The sequence below is a fragment of the Corynebacterium sp. Marseille-P8863 genome, assembly GCF_946902955.1.
Lineage (GTDB): Bacteria > Actinomycetota > Actinomycetes > Mycobacteriales > Mycobacteriaceae > Corynebacterium > Corynebacterium gottingense.
The window spans coordinates 1-20,139 of record NZ_CAMPQC010000014.1; the positions used below are offsets into that span (position 1 = coordinate 1).

Annotated in this window: 19 protein-coding genes, 1 tRNA gene and 1 pseudogene; 10 read left to right on the top strand and 11 right to left on the bottom strand. The window is 67.1% G+C overall.

The features are described from left to right. Window positions 1–148: 148 nt before the first annotated feature. Window positions 149–1,012 carry an Abi family protein gene (locus OVO38_RS09645; protein ID WP_267208359.1) on the top strand — a complete coding sequence of 288 codons (864 nt, stop codon included), beginning with the start codon at window positions 149–151 and terminating at the stop codon, window positions 1,010–1,012. Window positions 1,013–1,026: 14 nt separating this feature from the next. On the opposite strand, the gene OVO38_RS09650 is transcribed toward OVO38_RS09645, so the two are convergent. From OVO38_RS09650 to OVO38_RS09660, 3 genes are read right to left on the bottom strand one after another with little or no spacing between them, the layout of a single operon-like run. Beyond that, window positions 1,027–1,857, bottom strand: a complete 831-nt coding sequence (locus OVO38_RS09650; RefSeq protein ID WP_095547785.1) for a metal ABC transporter permease — start codon at window positions 1,855–1,857, stop codon at window positions 1,027–1,029. Then, window positions 1,857–2,507, bottom strand: coding sequence for a metal ABC transporter ATP-binding protein (locus OVO38_RS09655; protein WP_095547784.1), 651 nt, complete (start codon window positions 2,505–2,507; stop codon window positions 1,857–1,859). Before OVO38_RS09655 ends, OVO38_RS09650 begins: the two co-directional genes overlap by 1 nt. Then, window positions 2,491–3,360: a metal ABC transporter solute-binding protein, Zn/Mn family gene (locus OVO38_RS09660; RefSeq protein ID WP_240510527.1), complete on the bottom strand. Its 870-nt coding sequence runs from the start codon at window positions 3,358–3,360 to the stop codon at window positions 2,491–2,493. Before OVO38_RS09660 ends, OVO38_RS09655 begins: the two co-directional genes overlap by 17 nt. An 86-nt stretch (window positions 3,361–3,446) precedes the next feature. Between OVO38_RS09660 and OVO38_RS09665 the strand changes: the two genes are divergently transcribed. After that, a complete protein-coding gene (locus tag OVO38_RS09665) occupies window positions 3,447–4,463 on the top strand; it encodes a LacI family DNA-binding transcriptional regulator (RefSeq protein ID WP_095536273.1) in 1,017 nt (338 codons plus the stop codon). On the opposite strand, the gene OVO38_RS09670 is transcribed toward OVO38_RS09665, so the two are convergent. Genes OVO38_RS09670 through thrE form a run of 5 tightly spaced genes read right to left on the bottom strand, consistent with a single transcriptional unit; the run spans window position 4,408 to window position 8,798 of the window. Further along, window positions 4,408–5,163 (bottom strand): trehalose-phosphatase, encoded by a 756-nt coding sequence (locus tag OVO38_RS09670; RefSeq protein ID WP_267208360.1) that lies wholly within the window; start codon window positions 5,161–5,163, stop codon window positions 4,408–4,410. The two genes, OVO38_RS09665 and OVO38_RS09670, sit on opposite strands and share 56 nt — an antisense overlap. Next, the gene (locus OVO38_RS09675) at window positions 5,160–5,615 is read right to left on the bottom strand and encodes a hypothetical protein (RefSeq protein ID WP_267208361.1); all 456 of its coding nucleotides are present in this window, start codon (window positions 5,613–5,615) and stop codon (window positions 5,160–5,162) included. Before OVO38_RS09675 ends, OVO38_RS09670 begins: the two co-directional genes overlap by 4 nt. Continuing rightward, the gene (locus OVO38_RS09680) at window positions 5,612–6,883 is read right to left on the bottom strand and encodes an alpha,alpha-trehalose-phosphate synthase (UDP-forming) (RefSeq protein ID WP_267208362.1); all 1,272 of its coding nucleotides are present in this window, start codon (window positions 6,881–6,883) and stop codon (window positions 5,612–5,614) included. The genes OVO38_RS09675 and OVO38_RS09680 overlap by 4 nt, the downstream gene beginning before the upstream one ends. Further along, entirely contained in the window at window positions 6,884–7,264 is a 381-nt protein-coding gene (locus tag OVO38_RS09685) for a hypothetical protein (protein WP_267208363.1), read from the bottom strand. It abuts the gene before it with no gap. 55 nt (window positions 7,265–7,319) lie between these two features. Further along, the gene (gene thrE / locus OVO38_RS09690; protein WP_416358587.1) at window positions 7,320–8,798 is read right to left on the bottom strand and encodes a threonine/serine exporter ThrE; all 1,479 of its coding nucleotides are present in this window, start codon (window positions 8,796–8,798) and stop codon (window positions 7,320–7,322) included. A 68-nt stretch (window positions 8,799–8,866) separates the two neighbouring features. Here thrE and OVO38_RS09695 point away from each other — a divergent pair. The 3 genes from OVO38_RS09695 to OVO38_RS09705 all read left to right on the top strand — a co-directional run bounded on the left by OVO38_RS09695 (window position 8,867) and on the right by OVO38_RS09705 (window position 11,359). Continuing rightward, window positions 8,867–8,942 (top strand) — tRNA-Thr (locus OVO38_RS09695). 203 nt (window positions 8,943–9,145) lie between these two features. Further along, window positions 9,146–9,853 (top strand): response regulator transcription factor, encoded by a 708-nt coding sequence (locus OVO38_RS09700; protein WP_095278712.1) that lies wholly within the window; start codon window positions 9,146–9,148, stop codon window positions 9,851–9,853. Between the two features lie 18 nt (window positions 9,854–9,871). Beyond that, a complete protein-coding gene (locus tag OVO38_RS09705) occupies window positions 9,872–11,359 on the top strand; it encodes a sensor histidine kinase (RefSeq protein WP_267208364.1) in 1,488 nt (495 codons plus the stop codon). Here OVO38_RS09705 and OVO38_RS09710 read toward each other — a convergent pair. Then, entirely contained in the window at window positions 11,356–11,757 is a 402-nt protein-coding gene (locus OVO38_RS09710; protein ID WP_267208365.1) for an HIT family protein, read from the bottom strand. The genes OVO38_RS09705 and OVO38_RS09710 overlap by 4 nt on opposite strands. A gap of 31 nt (window positions 11,758–11,788) precedes the next feature. Here OVO38_RS09710 and purD point away from each other — a divergent pair, with 31 nt between their 5' ends. Beyond that, window positions 11,789–13,054: a phosphoribosylamine--glycine ligase gene (gene purD, locus OVO38_RS09715; protein ID WP_267208366.1), complete on the top strand. Its 1,266-nt coding sequence runs from the start codon at window positions 11,789–11,791 to the stop codon at window positions 13,052–13,054. A 22-nt stretch (window positions 13,055–13,076) separates the two neighbouring features. After that, window positions 13,077–14,507, top strand: a complete 1,431-nt coding sequence (gene purB, locus OVO38_RS09720; protein ID WP_267208367.1) for an adenylosuccinate lyase — start codon at window positions 13,077–13,079, stop codon at window positions 14,505–14,507. A 235-nt stretch (window positions 14,508–14,742) separates the two neighbouring features. On the opposite strand, the gene OVO38_RS09725 is transcribed toward purB, so the two are convergent. Further along, window positions 14,743–15,447 (bottom strand): hypothetical protein, encoded by a 705-nt coding sequence (locus tag OVO38_RS09725; protein WP_267208368.1) that lies wholly within the window; start codon window positions 15,445–15,447, stop codon window positions 14,743–14,745. A 37-nt stretch (window positions 15,448–15,484) separates the two neighbouring features. On the opposite strand from OVO38_RS09725, the gene OVO38_RS09730 reads away from it, so the two are divergent. Genes OVO38_RS09730 through OVO38_RS09740 form a run of 3 tightly spaced genes read left to right on the top strand, consistent with a single transcriptional unit; the run spans window position 15,485 to window position 19,213 of the window. After that, complete coding sequence (locus tag OVO38_RS09730; protein WP_239216461.1) at window positions 15,485–16,381, top strand: phosphoribosylaminoimidazolesuccinocarboxamide synthase; 897 nt, start codon at window positions 15,485–15,487, stop codon at window positions 16,379–16,381. Between the two features lie 25 nt (window positions 16,382–16,406). After that, window positions 16,407–18,524 (top strand): S9 family peptidase, encoded by a 2,118-nt coding sequence (locus tag OVO38_RS09735; RefSeq protein ID WP_267208369.1) that lies wholly within the window; start codon window positions 16,407–16,409, stop codon window positions 18,522–18,524. A 5-nt stretch (window positions 18,525–18,529) separates the two neighbouring features. Then, window positions 18,530–19,213 carry a DUF2334 domain-containing protein gene (locus OVO38_RS09740; RefSeq protein ID WP_267208370.1) on the top strand — a complete coding sequence of 228 codons (684 nt, stop codon included), beginning with the start codon at window positions 18,530–18,532 and terminating at the stop codon, window positions 19,211–19,213. Window positions 19,214–19,231: 18 nt separating this feature from the next. On the opposite strand, the pseudogene OVO38_RS09745 reads toward OVO38_RS09740, so the two are convergent. Next, window positions 19,232–20,139 (bottom strand): annotated as a pseudogene (locus OVO38_RS09745) (hypothetical protein); the annotation flags it as partial.

Here is a 20,139-nt window from a genome sequence, read left to right on the forward strand (position 1 = left end):
ATGGCTGGAGTGGTGGACCTTCATGTTGCAAGCCAGGAATCCCGATTCGACGAGCACTTTCCCGCCGTAGCCGGAGGTAAGACCGGGAATCTATAGCTCAAAAAGCACACATTTTGTCGCTTAACCCGAGGAACTTGCAAGTCAGTGGTTGCAGTTCGTTGGATACTACCGGTTGAGCGCGTATTGGTACCCTGCTCGCGAAATTGCTGGTGATGGGCAATCGCGCACTGACAATTTCTTGCCAGGTACCAAGTTTTCCGACGCAGTGCACCTCTATGAGGCTGATCGAAAATTGAGAACGCTCGTTCACGACGGGATGGAACGCATCGAAATCGCGGTGAGGGCTCTTGTTACAGACACAATATGTCTCGAACCCCTCAACGATCCTCGCGCTTATCTCGACGCTGATAGATTTCGCCCGTCGTTTCATCATGTTGCGTGGCTATCCACCATCTACAGGCGATTGAACCGCGAGTATGGCCGAAGTGAACCGCTCAAGCACTATTCCGAGAAATACGGGAAAAAGTTTCCTTTATGGGTTGTGGCGGAGTCGATGGACTTTCGAGACGTGTCACAACTGTTCAGTGGGCTCAAATCCGAGGAGCAGTTCAAAATCGCAGAACGAATGGGAATCGCAATCCAGTATGATCAACTGAGCCGCAATCAGCAGAGAAGTGTGTTGCGGCGTCATCCTTGGGCAAGCTGGTTAGAGCAGCTGACTGTCATAAGGAACACATGCGCCCATCACGGACGGCTATGGAACAAATCCTTTACGCCAGCGTCCACTACAGCCGTCCGGACTGATGCTGCATTCGCGGCACTGCCGCCGGGACAGAGCGAACGTATCTTTGGTGCTTTAGTGATGATGTCTCATGTCCTGCGAACAGTATGTCCAGGGACTACGTGGCCGGACAAGGTAGCAACACTTCTCGAGGACTCCTTCCTGGATAACCCCATGGTCAAGCGATTCAGCCTCGGGATACCCGAAGGATGGGACTGCGCAGATTTGTAAAAGAGCGACAAGTGCTAATTGCGAACCTGAATCCGCCGCGCCTGCACCGCTCCGATCCCTCGACAGACCACGTAAATGCCAAAGGACACGAACGCGACGAGCACGCTGACCGGCAGGCCTGGCGCGAGCGAGAGGATGAAGCCGCCGACGGCGGACACCTCGGCGAACACGACCGAGAGCAGGACCGCTAGCTTCGGGTTCGCGGTGACCGCGACGGCGCTCGCGCCGGGCGTGATGAGCAGCGCCATGACGAGCAGTACGCCGACGATCTGCACGCTGTTCGCCGCGGCCAGCCCTACCAGGATGGCAAAGACGGTGGCCATGGTGCGCACGCGCACGCCGGTCGCGGCGGCCATAACCGGGTCGATCGAGGAGAACAGTAGCGGGCGCCACAACGCCACCACCGCAGCCACCACGATGACGGTGGTGATGGCCAGTGTCCAGACGCTCGTCTGCGCCACGCCAACCACCTGGCCGGTGAGCAGGGACATCGCGATGCTGGAGTTACCTGGGTAGAGGTAGATGCACAGCACGGAGATGCCCATGCCAAAGCTCATGACCACGCCGACGGCGGAGTCGTTGCCGCCCTTGAAGCCGAGCAGCGCGAGCGCAATGGCGGCGGCGATGGAGCCGAGCACGGCCCCGAGCGACAGGTTGAAGCCGAGGACCAGGGCTGCGGCGGCGCCCATGAGCGCGAGCTCGGAGGTGGCGTGCACAGCAAACGACATCTGCCGCATCACGATCAAGGGTGCGAGCACCCCGGAGAGCACGCCGAGGAAGGCGCACGCCACAAGGGCGGTGATGACGAAGTCCTGCGAGAGCAGGTACGTGGTGGTGTCCCACATCAGATGATCACTGTCTTTCCTCCGGCGCGGACGACTTGGACGGGCGCGCCGTAGAGCTCGGAGAGGACGTCGGATTGGAGGACCTCGTCGGCGGTGCCGAGGACGTGGCCGTTGGGGCCAATGTAGAGGACCTTGTCGACGACGTCGATGACCGGGTCGATGGAGTGGGTGACCATGGCGACCGCGGCGCCCGATTCCTGGAAGCGGGCGAGGGTCTGGCGCTGGCGCGCCACGTCCAGGGACAGGAAGGGCTCGTCGGCGAGGATGATCTGGGGGTCCTGCGCGAAGGCCTGGGCCTGGCGTACGAGTTGTTGCTGGCCGCCGGAGAGGCGGCCGACGTGGGCGTCGATAAGCGATGGGGCACCGACGTGGGCGAGCAACTGCTCGGGGTCGCCTCCGGCGAGTGCAACGAGGTCGCGCACGCGCGCCGGGAGGTGGGCGGGGAACATCTGCTGCTGTGGGATGTAGCCGACGCGGCCGCCGAGCTCGATCGAGCCGGCGTCGAGACGCTGCGTGCCGAGCGCGGCGCGCAGGAGCGTCGACTTGCCCGAGCCGTTCGGGCCGAGGATGGCGAGGAATTCGCCGGCGGCGAGGTCACACGTGATGTCGCGCCACAGCGGCGCGACGGTGGCGCTACGCAGCTGCAGCATTGAGCTGGTCAAGGACTTCCTGGAAGTAGTCGAAGAAGTTCTTGCCGTCCTGCGGGGTCTCGGTGATGTCCACGACCGGCACGCCGGCCTCCTTCGCCGCTGCGACGAGGCGCTCGGAGACGGCGTTGGGGGACTGGGAGTTGTTGATCAGGATGTCAGCGTCCTTGATCGCCTCGAGCGCCTCGGCCACGGCGGCCGCGGACGGCTCGGAGTGGTTGAGCGTGGCGTGGCGGTAGGACTCGGGGGTGTCGTCCACCAGCGCGGACTCCTCCACGATGGCGTCGGCGATCGGGTGGGTCTGGATGACGTGCGCCTCGGGCAGCGCGGCGAGCGACTCGTCGATGCCGGACAGCTTGTCGTCGATCGGGTTGCCGCCGATCTGTTCCGCCACGCTGCGGATGGCTTCGGTGGAGTACCAGATGTGCTCGTTCTCCTCGCCGTGCGCGTGGTCGTGGCCTTCCTCGCCGTGCTCATGCTCGTGATCGTGGTCGTGCGCCTCGGTCGGCTCGAGCGCGGTGATGAGGTTGCCCTTCGCGGCGTTGTAAAGGGCCGCGTCGTAGGCGCCGCCGTTAGCCACGACGGTCTTGGCCTGCGCGATCTCCGCCAGGTCGGCGGCGGTCGGCTCGTAGTCGTGGGGGTCGGTCGACGGGTTGTCGATGATCGCCGGCACCTCGTCACCAGTTACGGCGGAGGCCACGTCGGCCCACACCTGGGTGGTGGCCACCATGGCGGCTGCGTCGGCGCCTTCGTCGGAGGCGCCCGTGGTGGCGTCCCCGGAGCTTTCGGAGCCCTGCGTGCCGCAGGCGGTGAGGGTGAGTGTGAGCGCAAACGCGGTTGCGGCGAGTCGTTTCATCAGGGCACTCATCCAACCAGTAATGAAAAAGCTTTTCAAAGAAATGCGGCCTGAGATTGCGCAAAAGGTGCAGGTAGCATATCGGTATGCCAGCGACGCTCGCCTCCATCGCCGCCGACCTCGGCGTCTCGCGCACCACCGTGTCCAACGCGTACAACCACCCCGACCAGCTCTCGCCAGCGCTGCGCCGCCGCATCCTCGCCCACGCCAAGGCAAAGGGATACGCCGGCCCCAACCCGCACGCGCGCTCGCTGCGCACCAGCCGCACCGCCACGATCGGGGTCGTACTCACCGAGCAGCTCTCGTTCGCCTTTGAGGACCGGGCGTCGGTGGACTTCCTCGCGGGCGTCGCTAAGCGGAGCGATTACTCGCTCACCCTCATCCCGACCGGCGTGAGCGTGCACGATGCCATCGTGGACGGCTACATCATCTACTCGGTTCCGGCCCAGGCGCAGATGCTTATCGACGCCCACTCGCGCGACCTCCCCCTCATCATCTGCGATCAGCCCGTCGACGTCCCCGGCGTGCCGTACGTGGGCATCGACGACGCCGCCGCGATCGCCCCGGCCGCCGAGGACCTGGTGCGCGCCGGGCACACGCGCGTGGGGATCCTGACCAAGCGCCTGTTCAGCGCGCCGAAGAACGGGCCGGTGACGCCGGAGGAACTGGAGGCGGCAGACCTGCACGTGCAGCGCGCCCGGGTGCGCGGGGCGCTGGACGTGTTCGCGGCGGCGGGGATCGCGGACGTGCCGGTGGTCGCGCGCGACCTCAACGACGTGGATTCCGCCGCCGACGGCGCGCGCGAGCTCCTCGAGGCCCACCCGGACCTCACCGCGATCCTGTGCACCACCGACTCGATGGCGCTCGGGGTGCTCGAGTACTGCCGCGGGCGGCGGCGCGTGCCGGAGGAGCTGTCCGTGACCGGCTTCGACGGCATCGGCGTGGACGGCCTGTCCACCGTCGCGCAGCCCACGCAGCGCAAGGGGGAGACGGCGGCGATGCTGCTGCGCGCCGCGATGAACGGGCGGCCGCAGCGCCAGGAGCGCATCATTCTGCCGACGCAGTACCTGCCCGGGCGGACCGTGCGCGAGCCAGCTCGCTGAGCACCTGCGCCATCGCGGGCACGTCGGCGACCCGGTGCGCGGCCACGCTCGGTTGATCGCCGACCTTAATCCCCACGTCGTGGCGGGGATCCAGGACGCGCAGCGCGGTCTCGTCCGTGGTGTCGTCGCCGGCAAAGAGCGTCGCGCCAAACTCGCGCTTGTGCTGGGAAAGCCAGGTGCCCTTGGTGATCTCCACCGCGGAGAACTCGACCACGTTGTGCCCCGGCGTCACGGGGCGCCCGCCCGTGTCCAGGGAGCGCGCGGCGGCGAGCATACGCTCCGCGTCAGGGGTGCCCGCGATCGGCGCGACGTGCAGCACGCGCTGGTACGGCTTGACCTCCACGTACGCGGGGGCGGCGGCGATGCGCTCGAGCGCCGCCCCGATGCGGTCGAGGTAGGCGGCGTCGTCGCTGGAAAGTTCCGGGCCGGGCTCCGCGCCGTGGGACCCGGCGAGGACGACGTTGCCCGCAATCTCCGGCAGCACCCGGCGCAGGCCGTCGAGGTGACGGCCGGAGAGGATGGCAACCTGCGTGCGCGGCAGCGCGGCGAGGGTGCGGAGGGCGTCCACCGCGGCCGGGTGCGGGGCCACCGCGTAGGGGTCCGCGTTGAACTCGGCGAGTGTGCCGTCGAAATCCAGGCAGACCAGCAGCGACTCCGCGTGCGCCGCCCGTTCGGTAGCGGCGGTCAGCGTGGCCCTCACAGTGCCATCAGCCGGATGCTCGGCGGGTCCACCACAGGCTCGCCCTCGGGGCCGTCACTCGTCGCTGTGAACACCATCTCGGAATCGGTGAGGTGATCCACGCGGAAGCGCGCGCCGGGCACGATGATGCTGGTCAGCTGCTCGTGGACGTGGAGCGCCCCGCCGTCGCAGTCGGCGGCGTCGCCCACCTCGACGCTGTCCACGGTGAACGCGTCGTCCTCCGCGTCGTCCTCCGTGGTGATGGCCGCGTCCAGGTCCGCGCACGCCGTGGTGCCGGTGAGGGAGGAATCGGTGAGGGTGAAGTTGGCCAACCCCGCGGCGTCGGCAAGCAGCGCCCCGGGCTCCGCCGGATCGGTGTGTACGGCGACGACCTGCCAGGTCTGCTCGCCGCCGCACGCCGCCAGCGGGAGGGCGAGCGCGGCGGTCAGGCCGAGTGTGAGTAAGCGGTTCATAGCGCCTCCAGGAAGGATGCGGCCCAGGCGGCGACGTCGTGGGTAGTCACCCAGTCGTGCATCGCGCGCATCCGCTGCGGGTCGGGCTGGGCGGCGTCCTCCATCGCGCGGACGATGGAGGACACGTCGAACGGGTTGCACAGGTACGCCTGGTGGAGCTCCACGGCGGCGCCGGCGAACTCGGACAGTACGAGCGCGCCGCTGCCGTCCGGGTGGCAGGCCACGTACTCCTTGGCCACCAGGTTCATCCCGTCCTTGAACGGGGTGACCAGCATCATGTCGGCGGCGGCGTAGTACGCGCCGAGCTGGTCTTTGGGCACGCCGTGGTGCACGTAGTGAATCACGGGCCGGCCGATGCGGCCGAAGCGCCCGTTGATGCGCCCCACGGCCTCTTCCACCTCGCGGCGGGTGCGCCGGTAGTGGTCGATGCGCTCGCGCGACGGCGTGGCCAGCTGGATCAGGGTTGCCTCGCCGCCGCGCTCCAGGAATTGCTCGAACGCCAGCAGCCGCTGCAGGATCCCCTTGGTGTAGTCCATCCGGTCCACGCCGAGCATGAGCAGCGTCGGGTTGCCTACCAGCTCGCGGACGGGCGCGGGGTCGCCGGGGGCGACTATCGACGCATCAATACTGATCGGGAACGTCCCGGTGCGCACCGCGGTGGCGTCGATAAGCTCAAGGAGCCCCCGGAAGTTCGACTCGTCGGCGGCCCGCTGGAAGCCGATGAGGTCGCAGGCCGACAGCGAGCGCAGGATGGGCTCGCGCCACGGCAGCTGGCGGAACAGATCGGGGGAGGGGAACGGGATGTGGAGGAAGAACCCGATGCGTAGGTCCGGGCGCTCCCGCTTGAGCAGGCCGGGGACGAGCTGCAGCTGGTAGTCCTGCACCCACACGGTGGCGCCCTCGGCGGCGACAGCGGAGACCGCGGCCGCAAAGCGCTCGTTGACCGCTACGTAGCGGTCCCACCACTGCTCGTTGTACTGCGGCGCGACGATGAGGTCGTGGTAGAGCGGCCACAGGGTGGAGTTGGAAAACCCCTCGTAGAAGTCGGAGTAGTCCTGCGCGTCCAGCGCCACGGGGACCAGGTCAATGCCGTCGGCGTGGAACGGCTCGAGGTGGGTGTCCGTCTCGCCGGGCCAGCCGACCCAGCAGCCCGAGCGGGCGCGTAGCACCGGCGCGAGCGCGGCGACCAGGCCGCCCGGGGAGGCCTGCCAGGAGTCGCCCACCCGGTCCACGGGCAGGCGGTTGGCTACGACGACGAAGTCGTTCACCTAGGACTTCTTCGCTTTCTTTGTGGACTTCTTCTTCTTCGACGCCTTCTTCTTGGTCGCCTTTTTCTTCGTGGCCTTTTTCTTCGTGGCCTTCTTCTTCGAGGCTTTCTTCTTGGAGGCCTTCTTGGACGACTTCTTCTTCGTCGCCTTCTTGGTGGAGGTGGAGTCTTCCTCGTTTTCCGGGTCTCCCAGGACCTCCTCGGCGTACTTCTTGTAGTTGAAGCCCTTCGGTTCCACGCCGAGCATGGACATCAGGGTTACTCCGTCGAAGAAATCTTCGGCGTACGTTGCCACGATTCGCCGGGCGCCGGAAGCGGTCTGCTCCTCCATCTCATTGATGGCCTCGGGAGAGGGGCGGGAGTCGGTGATCTTCGGTGGCACTACAGGTTCCTCCTTGTACGAAACACAAATCTCAAACGGCGATTCTACGCCAAAGCTAGTGCTTCCGGCGCCTCGGGCGGAGGGCGGCTTGCTCCGCGCGGCGAATCTGCTGGAACGTCACGCGCCCCGCCCGCTTGAACGCCCGGTACGGGATGTACAGCTGCGGCGCGCGGATGCGGCGCGCCACCCACTCGCCGAAGATCACGCCGCCGGCCAGCGCCATGCACACCGCGATGGCGTTGAAGATGTTGCTCATCCCCACCACCATCTGCTCGTTGAGCACCGCGTAGAGGCCGCGGTAGATGCCTGAGCCGGGGAGGAACGGCGTCACGCCCGCCACCGCGGTGATCACGGGGTTGACCAAGTAGCGGCGGGAGATGAGACCACCGGCCAGGCCAACCACGATGGAGCAGGCCGCGGTGGCGATGAACTTATCGGTGCCGAAGGGGATGAGGAAGATGTAGTACATCGCGGAGCCCGCGGCGGCAGTGAGCCCAGAAACAATGATGGCCAGGCGCTCCGCAAAGCAGGTCACGGCAAACGAGGCGGCGGCCAGCGCCCCGCCGATGATGCGCCAGCCGGCGCTGCTTAACGACGGCTTACCTAACATGGTTTCCAGCGGCGGCAGGGGCACTCCTAACAGCTCCGCCACGTACAGGCCGATGGCCACGCCCGCGACGATGCCGCCGGACGACAACATGGTCTGGAAGAAGCGGGAGGCCGCGGTGACGGGGGAGCCCGTGATGCTGTCGAAAAGCGACTGCACCAGCGTCAGGCCGGCCAACAGCACGATGATGCCGGTGGCGATGACCTGGCTGGGCACGATCGTGTGGCCGATCGAGGTGGAGAAGTCGTAGAAGATGGCGGCCGGGATGGTGGCGATAAAGCCGCCGATGACGCAGTGGTAGAAGTACGGCAGCGAGTTGTGCGACAGGACCTTGTTAAAGCCCATGATGAGGAAGGCGGTGAGCCCGCCGACGAGCGCCATGAGGAGGTCGCCGCCGAGGAGGATGGACACTGACGCACCCATGACCGCCCAGCCGGCCAGGTTGCGGGTGTTGCGGTAGGGGATGGGCTCGTTGTCGATGTCGTCGAGAATCTTCTCCGCCATCTCTGGCCGGGTGGCGCCCGCGCGGATCGAGCGGATGAGGCGATCGGCCTCCTGCAGCTTGTGGTAGTTCTCGCTCATCATCGTGACCACGCGGAACACGTTGACCGGCGTGCGGCGCTGGACGCCCACGTTGGCGTTCATGGTGATGGTGTTCACCGTGATGTCCACGTGGCAGTAGTGCAGGCCGTACGACGAGGTGACCGTGCGGATTTGGGCGATCGCGTCCGAGGACGTCGTGCCGTTGGCGATGAGGATCTCGCCGATCCGCGCGGCGATGTTCATGACCGCGGCCACCTGCGCGGGGTCCGTCAGATCGACGGGCGCGAGGACGGACGGGGGCGGGGAGGTGCGGGACTCGTCAATCGTGGCCACGTGGTCGCGCGAGCCACGCAGCCGCTGCCAATACTGCTCTAGTGATGCCACACGCGAAACACTATCGCGCCGACGTGTTTCGCGCACTCACCGGTCGATGTGTAAGATTCATGGGCATTGCTGGAGTGGCGCAATCGGTAGCGCAACGCACTTGTAATGCGTAGGTTGCGAGTTCAAGTCTCGTCTCCAGCTCCAATTTTTTGCCGCCGAGGGGGAGGGGTGGTGGTCCTTGCGCGCGCTGCGCGGGCAGCGTTTAAAGGCCTTGATTTGGCTAAACCTTCGCTCTTTGGATATACCCCCACTTTTGCTCGACAGCCCCAAGACGACGTACAGCAAACGTACAGTGGAGGGGAGTTAAATGCTATCTGGTTAATTACCCATACAAAGGAGTGCATCTCATGGCTGAGAACCCGAAGGGCATCAAGGTGCTCGTCGTTGATGACGAGCCCAATATCGTCGAGCTGCTGACCGTCTCCCTGAAGTTCCAGGGATTCGAGGTAGAAAGCGCAAACTCCGGGCAGGAGGCGCTGACCATGGCGCGCGAGTACCGCCCGGACGCCTACATTTTGGACGTCATGATGCCGGGGATGGACGGCTTCGAGCTGCTGGGCAAGCTGCGCCAGGACGGCCTCGACGGCCCGGTGCTCTTCCTCACCGCCAAGGACGCGGTGGAGGACCGCATCCACGGCCTGACTATCGGTGCGGACGACTACGTCACCAAGCCGTTCTCCCTGGAGGAAGTCATCACCCGTCTGCGCGTCATCCTGCGCCGCGGCAACGTGACCGATGACGCCGACCACGACACCACCATCCGTTACGCGGACCTGACGCTGAATGACGAAACCCACGAGGTGACCAAGGCCGGCGAGATCATCGATCTCTCCCCGACCGAGTTCAACCTGCTGCGCTACCTCATGCTCAACGCGGAGGTCGTGCTGTCCAAGGCGAAGATCCTGGACAACGTGTGGCACTACGACTTCGGCGGCGACGGCAACGTCGTCGAGTCCTACATCTCCTACCTGCGCCGCAAGATTGACACTGGCGACGTGCCGCTGATCCAGACCGTGCGCGGCGTCGGCTACGTGCTGCGCACCCCGCGCCAGTAACCTGCGGCGTAGCGGTCCATGAAGGCGAAGCAGACGCTCGCGGCCTGGTCGTACAACCAGGCCGCGCGGCCGTTGCAAAAGCAGCTGGTGTCCCTGGTGGTCGTGGTGGCCACCTTGGGCATCGTGCTGAGTTTTGCCACGGTCTTCTTCCTTATGCGCGGCATCCTCATGCAGCGCGTGGACGACCAGCTGCAGGAGGGTCTGGACAGCTGGGCGGGACAGGGCACCTGGATCCCGTCGATCGGCGTGCCCAGCGAGTTTGCCCAGGCGACCTGGTTCCCCGGCTACCCGTACCCGTTCTCGCGCTACACCCCGCGGGGCAATCCACCCGACTGGGAGCAGCTGACGGTCCTGGACCAGGCGCGCACCATCGGGTCGAAGAACGTGGATAGTTCGGCGTCGCTGACGCAGTGGAGGGCGGTGGCGTCGAAAAGCGATGACGGCACCATCACGCTGGTGGCGAAGCGGCTGGAATCAGAAAACCGCATTCTGCGCTGGCTCGCGGTGGTCGAAACGAGCCTGGGCGCCATTGCGATCCTGGCGATCGCCATCGCGGCGAGGACGCTGGTGAGAAGGTCGCTGACGCCGCTGCGCGAAGTCGAAGACACGGCGCTGGCAATCGCGGACGGCGATGTGGACCGCCGCGTCCCCGCCTGGTCGCGCGACACCGAGGTGGGCAAGCTTTCCTACGCTGTCAACACGATGGTGAGCCAGCTGCAGGACTCGGTCAATGACGCGCAGGGGAAAGAGGAGCAGATGCGGCGCTTCGTCGGCGACGCCTCCCACGAGCTGCGCACCCCGCTGACCAGCCTGCGCGGCTACGCCGAGCTCTACCGCAAGGGCATGGCCCCCGACGCGGACATGGTCATTGACAAGATCGAGGAAGAATCCGGCCGCATGCAGCTGCTGGTGGAGGACCTGCTCGCGCTCACCCGCGCGGAGGGCACCCGCCTGGACCGCAAAACCGTGGACATGCAAAAGGTCGTGGACTCCGCGACGACCTCGGCCCGGGCCGCCTACCCGGAGCGCTCCATCGAGGTTGACAACCAGTGCGCCCGGCCGCCGATGGTCAACGGCGACCCGGACCGCCTCCACCAGGTGCTCATGAACCTGATCAACAACGCGTTCAAGCACGGCGGCTCCGACGTGGATGTGACCATCACGCTGCGCGAAAACCTGGACCGCATCGTCATCGAGGTCGCGGACAACGGCCGCGGCATGGCGGAGGAGGACGCGGCGCGCATCTTCGACCGCTTCTACCGCGCGGACGCGTCGCGCCACCGCGCGGGCGGCGGCGGCTCCGGCCTGGGCCTGGCAATCACCAAGTCGCTCATCGAGCAGCACGAGGGCACCATCACCGTCGACACCGCGCCGGGCGAGGGCGCGACGTTCAAGATCTCGCTGCCGCTGCTGCGCGAGGTCAATGGCGCGACAGCGACAAAGGCAACGAAGGCGACAAAGGCTGCGCAGCCAGCCAAGGACGCCAAGACGCCGGAAAAGGACTAGTTCAGCGCCGCGCGGAGCGTCTCCGCGGCCTGGTCCATCTTCGCCGGGTCGGTCTCGTCGGCGCGCATGACGGTGGACAGGTTGTAGCCGGACATGTCGTTCGCGGGGAAGACGTGGATGTGCGCGTGTGGGACCTCGAACCCGGCGATGAGGTAGCCGGCGCGCTCGCACTCGAACTCGCTGACAATGGCGGCGCCGATGCGCTGCGCCACAGCGTTCATCTTCGCCCACAGCTCGGGCTCGAGGTCGGTCCACTTGTCCACCTCTTTGACCGGCACGACCAGGGTGTGGCCGTACGCGATTGGCTCGATGGTGAGGAAGGCGGCGACGTCCTCGTCCTTGTACACAAAGCGCCCGGGGATCTCGCCGTCAATGATCTTTGTAAAGACTGTGCTCATACACTCAAACCGTACCTGTAAGTTTGAGGCCATGCGCATCCTTGTTATCGGTTCGGGCGGCCGCGAACACGCCCTGCTCAAAGGTCTGTCTGGCAACGAGCTCGTCGTCGCACCCGGCAACGCGGGTATGTCGACGCTGGCCAAGCAATTGCCTATCGACGCCACGTCGCCCCAAGCCATCGTCACCCTCGCCCGCGACGAGCAGGCGGAGCTCGTGGTGATCGGCCCGGAGGCCCCGCTGGTCACCGGCGCCGCCGACGCCCTGCGCGAGGCGGGTATCCCCGTCTTCGGCCCCACCAAGGCCGCGGCCCAGCTGGAGGGCTCGAAGGCATTCGCCAAGGACGTCATGGCCGCCGCCGGCGTGCGCACGGCCCGCGCGCTGCGCGTTGCGCCGGAGGAGGGCGCGGAGGGCGTCGAAAAGGCCCTGGAGCAGTTCGGCCCCAACTACGTGGTCAAGGACGACGGCCTGGCCGGCGGCAAGGGCGTCGTGGTCACCACGGACCGCGCCGAGGCCGCAGCCCACGCGCAGGCGGTGCTCGAGGCGGGCAACCCGGTCCTGTTCGAGTCCTTCCTCGAAGGCCCCGAGGTCTCCCTGTTCTGCCTCGTCGACGGCGAAACCGTGGTCCCGCTGCTGCCCGCGCAAGATCACAAGCGCGCCTACGACAACGACGAGGGCCCGAACACCGGCGGCATGGGCGCCTACACCCCGCTGCCGTGGCTGCCGGCGGACGGCGTGCAGCGCATCGTCGACGAGGTCGCCGCCCCCGTCGCGCGCGAGATGGTCAACCGCGGCACCCCCTACCAGGGCCTGCTTTACGTCGGCGCCGCGTGGGGCCCGGAGGGCCCGGCCGTGGTGGAGTTCAACGCCCGATTCGGCGACCCGGAGACCCAGGCCGTGCTGTCCATGCTGGAGACCCCGCTCGCCGAGCCGCTGTACGCCGTGGCCACTGGCACGCTCGCGGACCTGCCGCCGCTGCAGTGGAAGGACGGCTACGCCGCCACGGTCGTGCTCGCCGCAGAGAACTACCCGGCCAGCCCCGCCAAGGGCGACGCGATCACGGGGCCGGAGCTGGACAACCCGGACAAGGTGCTGCACGCGGGCACTGCGCGCGGGGATGATGGGTACGTCTCCGCGGGCGGGCGAGTGCTCAACGTGCTCGGCCACGGTGCCACGCTGGAGGACGCGATCGCGGACGCCTACCGCGTCATCGGGGGGATCGAGATGCGCGGGTCCTTCTACAGGAAGGATATTGGGCGGCGTGCGGTGGCGGGTGAGGTGAGCGTCGAGAAGCACTAGCCCCCTGTGCGATAATTGGCGCGTGACTGAGAAGCCTGCAAACCCCAACGTCCTGTCCAACCGCTACGCCTCGCCGGAGATGGCGACGCTGTGGAGCGCCGAGCACAAGATCATCCTCGAGCGACAGCTGTGGATCGCTGTCATGCGCGCACAGCGCGAGCTCGGGGTGGACATCCCCGCCGAGGCCATCGACGCCTACGAGTCCGTCATCGACCGCGTCGACCTCAACTCCATCGCCGACCGCGAGCGCGTCACACGCCACGACGTGAAGGCGCGCATCGAGGAGTTCAACGCGCTCGCCGGCCACGAGCACATCCACAAGGGCATGACCAGCCGCGACCTGACCGAGAATGTGGAGCAGCTGCAGATCGTGCGCGCGCTCGAACTCGTCCGCGGCAAGTCCGTCGCCCTGCTCAAGGCCGTGGGCAACCGGGCGTCCGAGTACAAGTCGCTGGTGATGGCGGGCCGCTCCCACAACGTGGCGGCGCAGGCGACCACCCTGGGCAAGCGCTTCGCGTCCGCGGCCGACGAGATCTTGGTCGCCGTAGACCGCATCGAGTCGCTGCTCGACGGCTACCCGCTGCGCGGCATCAAGGGCCCGATGGGCACGGCGCAGGACATGCTCGACCTCATGGGCGGCGACGAGGCGAAGCTCGCCGAGCTTGAGTCCAAGGTGGCCGGCCACCTGGGCTTTGACACGGTCTTCGACTCCGTCGGCCAGGTCTACCCGCGCTCCCTGGACTTCGAGGCGATCTCCGCGCTGGTCCAGCTCGGCGCCGGCCCGTCCTCGCTGGCCACCACGATCCGCCTCATGGCGGGCAACGAGACGGTGACCGAGGGCTTCAAGGAGGGCCAGGTCGGCTCCTCCGCCATGCCGCACAAGATGAACGCGCGCTCCTGCGAGCGCGTGGGCGGCTTCCAGGTTATCCTGCGCGGCTACCTCACCATGGCCGCTGACCTGGCCGGGCAGCAGTGGAACGAGGGCGACGTGTTCTGCTCCGTCGTGCGCCGCGTCGCGCTGCCGGATGCCTTCTTTGCCATCGACGGGCAGCTAGAGACCTTCCTCACCGTCCTCGACGAGTTCGGCGCGTTCCCCGCCATGATCACCCGCGAGCTCGACCGCTACCTGCCGTTCCTGGCCACCACCCGCATCCTCATGGCGTCTGTGCGCGCCGGGGTGGGCCGCGAGACCGCACACGAGGTGATCAAGGAAAACGCCGTCGCCATGGCCCTGGACATGCGGGAAAACGGCGCCGAGCAGAACCTGGTCGAGCGTCTTGCCGACGACGATCGCCTGCCGCTGGACCTCGGCCAGCTTGAGGAGGCTCTCGCGGACCGGCACGCGTTTATCGGCGCGGCAGAGTCGCAGGTCGACCGCGTGCTCACGCGTATCGACGCCCTCGTACACAAGTACCCCGACGCCGCCAACTACCGCCCAGGCGAGATCCTGTAGCTCGCTGGGGGCGCGGGCGTGGTCGGTGCTGTCTGCGTCTAAAAGGAGCTAGCTCCGTTTGGGGTTGGTGTTGAACGGCGACCTGGGGTTTTGTTGGTGGTTCGCGTGTAGATGGAGCTAGCTCCGTTTGGGGTTGGTGTTGAACGGCGACCTGGGGTTTTGCTGGTGGTTCGCGTGTAGATGGAGCTAGCTCCGTTTGGAAGGAGCAGCGCCGACCGCCGACCCGGGGCGGGGTCTACTCCGCCCAGCGGACGCCGGTGGCGTCGAGGCGCACGCCGGTGGCGGGAACGCCGGGGTCCACGCGGCGCTCCCAGGATGCGAGCGCGGTGGTGTAGGCGCGGCCTTCCTCCAGCTCAGCGGTGTAGCCGGAGGGGGCGCCGCTGCCCATGTCGCAGTACGCCTCCGCCGCGGACGGCGAAGCGGCCCCAGGCACAGCACCAGCGCCAGACCCAGCCCCAACACCAGCCCGCGACCCAGAACCCGACCCCGCCCCCAGGCCCGTGCCGCTGCCCGGCTGGGATGGGACGGAGTTGGCGGTGAGGGTTGTGGAGGGGGCGGGGGTGGCGTCGATAAGCGAAAGCTCCGGCACGGGCACCGTGGGACCGGTGGGGTTGCTGCCGATGGCGACGGGCGTGAGCGTGACCGGGAAGCAGGTGAACGCGGCGAACCGCTGCGGGTCGGGCGAGCGGAGGTTGTTGGCGGCTTGGGTGCCGGTGATGCGGCGCGGGCGCTCGACGGTGACCTCCCACTGCACCTGGGTGCCGGTTGCGGGATCCTCGGTGGCGACGCGCGCGGTGCCGCCGAAGCCGAGGACGGCGTTGTCGCGGGTGGGGGCGAAGTCGGGCATGTCGGCGGCGTCCGTGCCGGCGGGTTGCGGCGAGCACGCGGCGAGTGCGGCGACGACCGGCAGCGCGAGCAACACTGGGAGGCGAGAGACCATGCGGAACATGGTAGTGGCGCGGTATATGCTTGGTGCCATGCGTCCAGAGCTTTCTGACTACACTCACCTTTCCGGCGGCAAAGTCCGCGAGATTTACCAGGTAGATGCGGACACCTTGCTCATGGTGGCCTCGGATCGCATCTCCGCGTTCGACTTCTCGCTCGAGCCCGAGATCCCGGACAAGGGGCGGATTCTCACCGCAACGTCGATGTTTTTCTTCGACCTGCTGGACGGGATTCCAAACCACCTCGCGGGGCCGATCGATGATCCGCGGATCCCGGAGGAGGTGCTGGGCCGAGCGATGGTGGTGAAGAAACTGGACATGGTCGACTTCGAGTGCGTCGCCCGCGGCTACCTCACCGGCTCGGGCAAGAAGGAGTACGACGAGCGCGGCATGGTCTGCGGCGTGAAGCTGCCAGAGGGCCTGGTCGAGGCGTCGAAGCTGCCGGAGCCGATTTTCACCCCGGCGACGAAGGCCGCGCAGGGCGATCACGACGAAAACGTGACGTTCAAGTACATGGCGGGCAAGATCGGCACCGAGCTGGCGGAGCGCCTGCGCGATCGCACCCTCGAGGTCTACTCGCGCGCCGCGGAGTACGCGGAGACCAAGGGCATCATTTTGGCGGACACCAAGTTCGAGTTCGGCCTGGATAGCAACGGGGAGCTCGTGCTTGCCGACGAAGTCCTGACCCCGGATTCCTCCCGCTACTGGCCCGCCGATTCCTACAAGGAGGGGCAGAAGCAGCCCAGCTTTGACAAGCAGTACGTGCGCAACTGGCTCACCGGCCCGAAGTCGGGCTGGCGCCCCTCGGAAGGCACGCAGCCGCCGGAGCTGCCGGGCTCCGTGGTGGAGGCCACGCGCGACCGCTACATCGAGGCGTACGAGCGCCTGAGCGGCGAGAAGTTCGGCGACTGGCCGGGCGCCAACGCGTAAGCGCGGTGCCCTAGGCTGGGTGCCTATGGATTTCCCGAAGGCACCGAAGCACCCGATCACCCGCTCGTTCCACGGCCGCGACTTCGTGGACAACTACGAGTGGCTGCGCGACAAAGACAGCCCGGAGACGATCGCGTACCTGGAAGCGGAAAACGCCGCCACTGAGCAGGCCACCGCGCACCTGAGCGATCTGACCGACGCGATCTACGGCGAGATCAAGTCGCGCGTGAAGGAAACGGATATGTCCGTGCCGCAGCGCGCGGGCGACTGGTGGTACTACGGCCGCACCATCGAGGGCAAGAACTACGCCCTCTCGTGCCGCGTCCCCGCCGCCGACGACCCCTGGACCCCACCCGAGGTCTCGGAGGAGATGCCCGGGGAGCAGGTGCTTATCGACGCCAACGAGCTCGCCGAAGGCCACGAATTCTTCTCCATCGGCACCTCCTCGATCACCACCTCCGGCCGCCTCCTGGCCTACTCGGTGGACACCACCGGCGACGAGCGCTTCGACCTGCGCATCAAGGACCTGGAGACCGGCGAGTTGCTCCCGGACGTCATCGAGGGCGTCTTCTACGGCGCGACCTGGGCCGGCGATGACTACCTGTTCTACGTCCGCTGCGACGACGCCTGGCGGCCCCACCAGATCTGGCGCCACAAGGTGGGCACGGACGCAGCCGAGGACGTCCTGGTCTTCGAGGAGAAGGACGAGAAGTTCGGCGTCGGCGTGGGCGCGGACCGCGCGGAGCGCTTCCTCTACATCCTGTCCTCGTCGTCCCTGACTACCGAGTACCGCGTCGCCCCGCTCGAGGATCCCACCGCCGAGTTCCAGGTGATGTGGCCGCGCGAGGAGGGCGTGGAGTACCACCCGGACTACGCCGCGCTGGGGGACCGCGAGTACTGGCTGGTCACGCACAACGCCGCGGGGCCGAACTTCGCGGTGAGCGCCACCCCGATCGCCGACGGCCTCGCCGCCGAGCTACCGGACCTGCGCGACCTGCCCGTCATCGTCCCGCACTCGGATACGACCCGCATCGAGGGGCTGGACGTCTACCGCGACTTCGTGTTCATGTCGTACCGCCGCGGCGGGATCCCGCGCCTGGCCGTTGCGCTGCTCACGGGCGAGGACTTCGCCCCCTTCAAGGAGCTGGAGTTCTCCGAGGAGCTCTACACCGCGAGCCTGGCCGGCAACCCGGAGTGGGACGCGCCCGTGGTGCGGGTGGGCTACACCTCGTACACGCAGCCGTCGCAGCTGTTGGATTACCGGGTCGAGGACGGCTCGTTCACCCTGCTCAAGGAGCAGGAGGTTGAGGGCGGCTACGACCCGGACGAGTACGTTGCCGAGCGGATCTGGGCGACTGCTGCCGATGGGGTGGAGATTCCGGTGTCGGTGGTGCGTCGTAAAGCAACTGCTCCGGGCGTAGCCCCCACCTTGCTCTACGGGTACGGCTCGTACGAGGCGTCGATGGACCCAGGCTTCTCCATCGCGCGGCTGTCGCTGCTGGACCGCGGGATGGTGTGGGCGTGCGCGCACGTGCGCGGCGGCGGCGAGATGGGCCGCAGCTGGTACGACCAGGGCAAGATGCTGCACAAGAAGAACACGTTCACGGACTTCATCGCCTGCGCTGACACGCTCATTGAACTCGGCATCACTGATCCGGAGCACCTCGTCGCCGAAGGTGGCTCTGCGGGCGGGCTGCTCATGGGCGCGGTGGCGAACATGGCGCCGGAGAAGTTCGCGGGCATCCAGGCGATCGTGCCGTTTGTCGACCCGCTGACCTCGATCCTCAAGCCCGAGCTGCCGCTCACCGTCGGCGAGTGGGAAGAGTGGGGCGACCCGTACCACGAACCCGAGGTCTACGACTACATGGCCAGTTACGCGCCCTACGAGAACATCACCGCGCAAGACTACCCCGACATCCTCGCCGTGACCAGCCTGAACGACACCCGCGTGCTCTACGTCGAGCCCGCGAAGTGGGTGGCCAAGCTGCGCGAACACGCCACCGGCGGCGAGATTCTGCTCAAGACCGAGATGTCCGCGGGCCACGGCGGCGTCTCCGGCCGCTACGCCAAGTGGAAGCAGACGGCGTTCGAGTACGCGTGGACGTTGGTGAAGAGCAAAGCCGTGACGCCTGTGGGAGAATAGCGGGTATGTCTGGTCGCGTTCTCGTCTCAATTTCGTCCATTTTTGATGACACGCTCGATGACGTGGTCCGGCTCGTCGAGGGCCTGGACCGCAAACGCGTGCCGGTGTCGTTGCTGGTCGCGCCGCACATCGACAAGAAGTGGCACCTGGCCAAGGACTCGCGCACCCGCGGCTGGCTCCTCGAGCAGGCCGAGCACCGCGCCCTGCTCCTCAACGGTTTCGACCAGGCGGTGCAGGGCCGCCGCTCCGAGTTCGCGTCGCTCGGCGAGCACGAAGCGCGCCTGCGCCTCACCGGCGCCACCCGCCAGATGGAGGCGCTCGGCTTCCACCTCGACATGTTCGCCCCGCCGCGCTGGCGCATGTCCCCAGGCACACTCGGCGTGCTCCCGGACTTCGGGTTCCGCCTCGCCGTGTCCACGAAGGGCATCTATTCGCTTACCGACGCCACCGCCACCCCCTTCACCCGCTGCCGAAACCTCTCCGTCGGTGAGGGCTACGGCACGGCCAAGTGGTGGCGACGCAACATCATCGCTGCCGCCGTCCGCGGCGCGGAGAAGGGCAACACGATCCGTCTGTCTATCTCCGCCCGCGAGCTGCACAAGAAGAAGGTCCGCCGCGACTTCACCGCGGCCGTCCTGTGCGCCCAGGCCAACGGCGCAGAGCCCGCCGACTACAGGGTGTTCCTGTAGGGCGGGCTTCCTCGCGGCTTACTCAGCGAGGCCTTTAGCGCACCCCAGCTGGTTGAGCAGATCGTTCACCTGCTGCGGCATGAAGTGGTACGCAGCCGCGCCCGCGAGACCGAGCGCCGTGAAGATGGCTGCGATGATGCCGAGGATCGTGCCGAAGGTGGAGCTGCCGTCCGCGGACGTGCCCTGGTCGCCGCCGTCCTGGATCGGCTTCTGCGGCTGCTTCGGTGCGTCCGGCTGCACCTTGCCGGCCTTCTGGGTGGTGCCGTCGGTGAAGGTGATGACCAGGTTGCCCTCGCCGTCAACCTCGACCTTCTCAACGCCGCGGCCATCGGCGCCGTCCTTGCCGTCGGTACCGTTGGCGCCGTCCTTGCCATCCTGGCCGTCGGTGCCGGTGGCGCCGTCCTGGCCAGCGATCGGGCCGACCTTCTGGCTGGTGCCATCGGTGTAGGTCACCTCGAGCTCGCCGTCGACGACCTCGAAGCCAGCAACGCCGCGGCCGGCAGCGCCGGTCTCGCCCTTGTCGCCCTTCTCACCGTCCTGGCCGTCTTTACCAGCAGCCCCGTCCTTACCGTCTGCGCCGTCCTTACCGTCGGCGCCATCCTCGCCGCTGGTGCCGTTGACCTTGCCAGCGTTCTCGGCGTGGCCATCGTTGTAGTGGACGATCAGCTCGCCATCCTCATTGATGGCAACGGACTCGATGCCACGGCCGTCGTTGCCGTCCTGTCCGTCCTTGCCATCGCTGCCGTTGGCACCGTTGGCACCGTCCTTGCCTGCGGCGCCCGGCTCGCCGGTTTCGCCCTTGTCGCCCTTGTCGCCCTTTTCGCCTTGCTCGCCCTTGGCGCCGTCCTTACCGTTAGCGCCGTCAACGCCGTCGGCACCGTCTTTGCCTGCGGCGCCGGGGTCACCCTTGTCGCCCTTCTCGCCCT

Coding starts and splice junctions, on each gene's coding strand:
- OVO38_RS09650 (WP_095547785.1), bottom strand. CDS start 1,857: ATGTGGGACACCACCACGTACCTGCTCTCGCAGGACTTCGTCATCACC.
- OVO38_RS09725 (WP_267208368.1), bottom strand. CDS start 15,447: ATGGTCTCTCGCCTCCCAGTGTTGCTCGCGCTGCCGGTCGTCGCCGCA.
- OVO38_RS09655 (WP_095547784.1), bottom strand. CDS start 2,507: ATGCTGCAGCTGCGTAGCGCCACCGTCGCGCCGCTGTGGCGCGACATC.
- purD (WP_267208366.1), top strand. CDS start 11,789: ATGCGCATCCTTGTTATCGGTTCGGGCGGCCGCGAACACGCCCTGCTC.
- OVO38_RS09705 (WP_267208364.1), top strand. CDS start 9,872: ATGAAGGCGAAGCAGACGCTCGCGGCCTGGTCGTACAACCAGGCCGCG.
- OVO38_RS09675 (WP_267208361.1), bottom strand. CDS start 5,615: ATGAACCGCTTACTCACACTCGGCCTGACCGCCGCGCTCGCCCTCCCG.
- OVO38_RS09710 (WP_267208365.1), bottom strand. CDS start 11,757: ATGAGCACAGTCTTTACAAAGATCATTGACGGCGAGATCCCCGGGCGC.
- OVO38_RS09700 (WP_095278712.1), top strand. CDS start 9,146: ATGGCTGAGAACCCGAAGGGCATCAAGGTGCTCGTCGTTGATGACGAG.
- OVO38_RS09735 (WP_267208369.1), top strand. CDS start 16,407: ATGGATTTCCCGAAGGCACCGAAGCACCCGATCACCCGCTCGTTCCAC.
- OVO38_RS09665 (WP_095536273.1), top strand. CDS start 3,447: ATGCCAGCGACGCTCGCCTCCATCGCCGCCGACCTCGGCGTCTCGCGC.
- OVO38_RS09730 (WP_239216461.1), top strand. CDS start 15,485: ATGCGTCCAGAGCTTTCTGACTACACTCACCTTTCCGGCGGCAAAGTC.
- OVO38_RS09660 (WP_240510527.1), bottom strand. CDS start 3,360: ATGAAACGACTCGCCGCAACCGCGTTTGCGCTCACACTCACCCTCACC.
- OVO38_RS09740 (WP_267208370.1), top strand. CDS start 18,530: ATGTCTGGTCGCGTTCTCGTCTCAATTTCGTCCATTTTTGATGACACG.